Origin of the sequence: Kitasatospora sp. MY 5-36 (genome assembly GCF_001182915.1) — a bacterium.
GTDB lineage: Bacteria > Actinomycetota > Actinomycetes > Streptomycetales > Streptomycetaceae > Kitasatospora.
In genome coordinates this window covers 1-3,699 of record NZ_LFVW01000869.1, presented here as the reverse complement: position 1 = coordinate 3,699, position 3,699 = coordinate 1, and the positions used below count along the sequence as shown (strand labels likewise).

Annotated in this window: 5 protein-coding genes; 2 read left to right on the top strand and 3 right to left on the bottom strand. The window is 75.1% G+C overall.

From position 1 onward, the window contains the following. Window positions 1-946: EamA family transporter RarD (rarD, locus tag AE652_RS37485; protein WP_049659740.1), on the bottom strand; the 946-nt coding region annotated here is incomplete at its 3' end. A 166-nt stretch (window positions 947-1,112) separates the two neighbouring features. After that, a complete protein-coding gene (locus AE652_RS37480) occupies window positions 1,113-1,961 on the bottom strand; it encodes an SDR family oxidoreductase (protein WP_049659738.1) in 849 nt (282 codons plus the stop codon). A gap of 102 nt (window positions 1,962-2,063) precedes the next feature. On the opposite strand from AE652_RS37480, the gene AE652_RS37475 reads away from it, so the two are divergent. Then, window positions 2,064-2,465: a helix-turn-helix domain-containing protein gene (locus AE652_RS37475; protein WP_049659736.1), complete on the top strand. Its 402-nt coding sequence runs from the start codon at window positions 2,064-2,066 to the stop codon at window positions 2,463-2,465. A gap of 41 nt (window positions 2,466-2,506) precedes the next feature. Here the strand turns inward: AE652_RS37475 and AE652_RS37470 are convergent, their stop codons facing one another. Beyond that, entirely contained in the window at window positions 2,507-3,274 is a 768-nt protein-coding gene (locus AE652_RS37470; RefSeq protein ID WP_049659734.1) for a TetR/AcrR family transcriptional regulator, read from the bottom strand. 61 nt (window positions 3,275-3,335) lie between these two features. Here AE652_RS37470 and AE652_RS49355 point away from each other — a divergent pair, with 61 nt between their 5' ends. Continuing rightward, window positions 3,336-3,575, top strand: a complete 240-nt coding sequence (locus AE652_RS49355; protein WP_049659733.1) for a DUF6011 domain-containing protein — start codon at window positions 3,336-3,338, stop codon at window positions 3,573-3,575. Window positions 3,576-3,699 lie beyond the last annotated feature (124 nt).

The following is a 3,699-nucleotide window of genomic DNA, read 5'->3' as shown; positions in this document are numbered from 1 at the left end:
GGGCGGGCTGCGGCACCGCCGCGGCGGCCCGCACCGCGCGGTCGGCCCGCACCTGGCGCAGCGCGTCCCAGGTGAGCAGCGCGAGCGCGACCCAGACCAGGCCGAAGCCGGCCCAGCGGGCGGGCGGCATGGACTCGTGGAACACCGCGACGCCGATCAGGAACTGGAACACCGGCGCCAGGTACTGCAGCAGCCCGAGCACCGTCAGCGGCACCCGGACGGCGGCCGCGCCGAAGAACAGCAGCGGGATCGCGGTGATCACCCCGCTGAGCATCAGCAGCCCGGAGTGCCCCCAGCCGTACGAGCCGGCCACCGTGTGCCCGAAGGTGCCGCGCCCGCTGACCTCCAGGTAGACCAGGTAGCCGAGGGCGAACGGGAACATGAAGGCGCTCTCGGCCGCCAGGCTCTCCAGGCCGCTCAGCCCGACCTGCTTCTTCAGCAGGCCGTAGGTGGCGAAGGAGAGCGCCAGGGTGAGGGCGATCCAGGGCAACTGCCCGTACGCGACGGACAGCACCGCGACGGCGGCGGCGCCGATGCCCACCGCCGTCCACTGGGCGCCGCGCAGCCGCTCCTTGAGCACCAGGACGCCGAAGCCGATGGTGACCAGGGGGTTGATGAAGTAGCCGAGGCTGGTCTCGACCACGTGGCCGGCGTTGACGGCCCAGATGTAGACGCCCCAGTTGACCGAGATCACGGTGGCCGCGCTGGCCAGCATGGCGAGCCGGCGGGGCTGGCGCAGCAGCGGGCGTATCCAGCCCCAGTGCCGCTGGGCGACCAGCAGCAGGACGACCGCGACCAGGGACCAGACCATCCGGTTGGCCAGGATGTCGTCCGCGGCTCCCGGCTCCAGCAGCGGCCAGAACAGGGGGAAGAGGCCCCAGATGCCGTACGCGGCGACGCCGTACCAGAGGCCCCGGCCGTTGTCCTGCTGGTCTGTTCCCGCCATGGCCGAGTGCCCTCCCGCGCGCGTGTGTCGATGGCGACGGTAGCGGGCGGGAGGGGCGACTGTCATCTCCGTTTCCGGATTTTGGTCATGACATTGCCTGCATGCCGGACCCGTCCGGAGTTCCGGGAGCTCAGGGCGGGTGCCCCGGGGGTCGGGAGCCGTCGCCTCAGGCGTCGAGGGCCGTACGGACGGACTCGGCCAGCGGGACGGTCGGGCGGCCGATCAGCCGGGCCAGGTCGCCCGGGGTGCCGGCCAGCTCGCCGCGCGCGATGCCCGCGTCCACGTCCACCAGGGCCTCGGCGAAGCCCTGCGGCAGGCCCGCGCCGACCAGCGCGTCCAGGTGCTCGGCCGGGGTGACGTCCCGGTGCCCGACCGGCTTGCCGGAGGCCTTCGCCAGCTCGGCGGCCAGCTCGGGCAGGCTCCACGCGGCGTCGCCGCTCAGCTCGTACACCCGGCCCTCGTGGCCCTCGCCGACCAGGACGGCGACCGCCGCGTCCGCGTAGTCCCGGCGCGGGGCGGTGGCGACCCGCCCGTCCCCGGCGCTGCCGAGCACCACGCCGCGCGCCACCGTGCCGGCCGCGTCGCCCAGGTAGTTCTCGGTGTACCAGCCGTTGCGCAGGAACGCGTGCGGCAGCCCGGAGGCCAGGATCAGCTCCTCGGTCGCCTTGTGCTCGTCGGCCAGCCGGAAGGTGGCCGCGCCGGGGATGCTGGTGTAGGCGAGCAGCGCGACCCCGGCGGCCTTGGCGGCCTCCACCACGGCCCGGTGCTGCGGGATCCGGCGGCCGACCTCGCTGCCCGAGATCAGCAGCACCCGGTCGCCCTCGGCGAAGGCGCCGGCCAGGGTCTCCGGCTTGTCGTAGTCGACCACGCGGACGGCGACGCCGCGCGCGGCCAGGTCGGCGGCCTTCTCGGCGGAGCGGACGGCGACGGCCACCTCGCTCGCGGGGACCTGGGCCAGCAGGCCCTCGACGACGAGACGGCCGAGCTGGCCGGTGGCACCGGTGACGACGTACATGGTGAAGCTCCTCGGGATTCCGTTTGCGGTTCTGGCCTCGGAACTCACCCTAGGGGTGGCACTAACCTTTCGAAAGTACGCACTTCAAAGTAGGGTACTGACATGAAGGTAAGCGAGATGAAGACCGGCGGGCTGCCACCCGCCGACGTCTTCGACCGGATGTGTCCGTCCCGGGGCGTGCTGGAGCACGTCACCAGCCGCTGGGGCGTGCTGGTCCTGGGCGCGCTGAACGAGCGCGGCTACCGGTTCAGCGAGCTGCGCCGCAAGGTCACCGGGGTCAGCGAGAAGATGCTCGCCCAGACCCTCCAGACGCTGGAGCGGGACGGCTTCGTGCTGCGCGAGGCGCACCCGGTGATCCCGCCGCGGGTCGACTACAGCCTCACCCCGCTGGGGCGCGAGGCGGCGGAGCTGGTCGCGGCGCTGGCGCACTGGTCGGAGCGGCGGGTGCCGGCGGTCGAGGCGGCGCGCCAGGGGTACGACGGACGGGCCGCCGCCCTGCGGTGAGGCCGCCTCCCCGCGGTGATCGGGCGGGCTGCCGGCCTCGGCTACCGCTCCGCGACGAGGGCGGCGAGCCCGTCCAGGACCCGGGCCAGGCCGAAGGCGTAGGCGTGGTCCGGGCTGTACGCGCCGCCGTGCGCCTCGCCGGCCGCGGCCCCGACCCGGGCGGCGACCGGGTAGCGCTCGGCGTCGAAGACCCGGGCGAGCAGGTCGGCGTTGGCGGCCCACCACTGCTCGTCGGTCATCGCGCTGTCCTGCCGGGCGGCGCGCTCGTCGGCGGCCATCCGGGCGCAGGTCTGGACGAAGCCGAGCAGGTGGGTCAGCGCGGCGTCCAGGTCGACGTCGGGCAGCCCGGTGCCCTCGAAGGCGCGCAGCTCGTACTCGTACTTGGCCATCAGGCCGGGCCCGAGCGGCGGGCGGCTGGTGGAGACGGCGGCGACCCACGGGTGGGCGCGGTGCAGCTCCCGGTTGTCGTCCGCGACGGCGGTGACCCGGGCGCGCCAGCCCTCCCCGGCCGGGGTGCTGCGGGGCATCGTGGCGTAGACGGTGTCCAGCATCAGGTCGAGCAGCTCGGCCTTGCCCGGCACGTAGGTGTAGAGCGCCATCGGGGAGAGGCCCAGCTCCTGCGCGACCCGGCGCATGGTGACGGCGTCCACGCCCTCGGCGTCGGCGAGGGCGATCGCGACGGCGGCGATCTCGCCGGTCGAGCGCGCCTGCCGGGGCCCGCGCCGGCCGGGCTTCTCCTCGGCGGTGAGCCCCCAGAGCAGGGCCAGGGTGCGGGCCGGGTCTCCTGCGCTGCTGCGGTCGGTGGCCATGGGGCCATCGTTTCACGCACCGGCCGGGGGCCCTGACGGCGCGGACGGCTACCGTCTCACCATGACCAGCCCGACCACCCCTCCCGGCCGTCCCGGCCCTTCCGGACCGGCCGAGCCCGAGACGCTCCCCGGGACGGACACCGCGCAGACCCTCCGCCCGCGGGTGACCTGCCGCCGCTGCCACCGGCCGCTGCACGACCCGGAGTCGCGGATGCTGCGGCTGGGCCCGGAGTGCCGGGACCCGGCGGAGCGGGTCGCCCGGTACGACGTCGACCAGGAGCCGCTGCCCGGGGTGGGTTAGCCGCGCCCCACTGAGCCTCAGCCCCGGCCGAAGAGGCGGCGCAGCCGGCCGCGCCGGGGCTCCTCCTCCGCTGCCGCCGCTGCCGGGGCCTGCGGCTCCGCGGCCTGCGGCTCCGACTCCTGCG

Excerpts from the sequence above, each read along its gene's own strand:
- AE652_RS37480 (WP_049659738.1), bottom strand. The coding sequence starts at position 1,961 with ATGTACGTCGTCACCGGTGCCACCGGCCAGCTCGGCCGTCTCGTCGTC.
- AE652_RS37475 (WP_049659736.1), top strand. The coding sequence starts at position 2,064 with ATGAAGGTAAGCGAGATGAAGACCGGCGGGCTGCCACCCGCCGACGTC.
- AE652_RS37470 (WP_049659734.1), bottom strand. The coding sequence starts at position 3,274 with ATGGCCACCGACCGCAGCAGCGCAGGAGACCCGGCCCGCACCCTGGCC.
- AE652_RS49355 (WP_049659733.1), top strand. The coding sequence starts at position 3,336 with ATGACCAGCCCGACCACCCCTCCCGGCCGTCCCGGCCCTTCCGGACCG.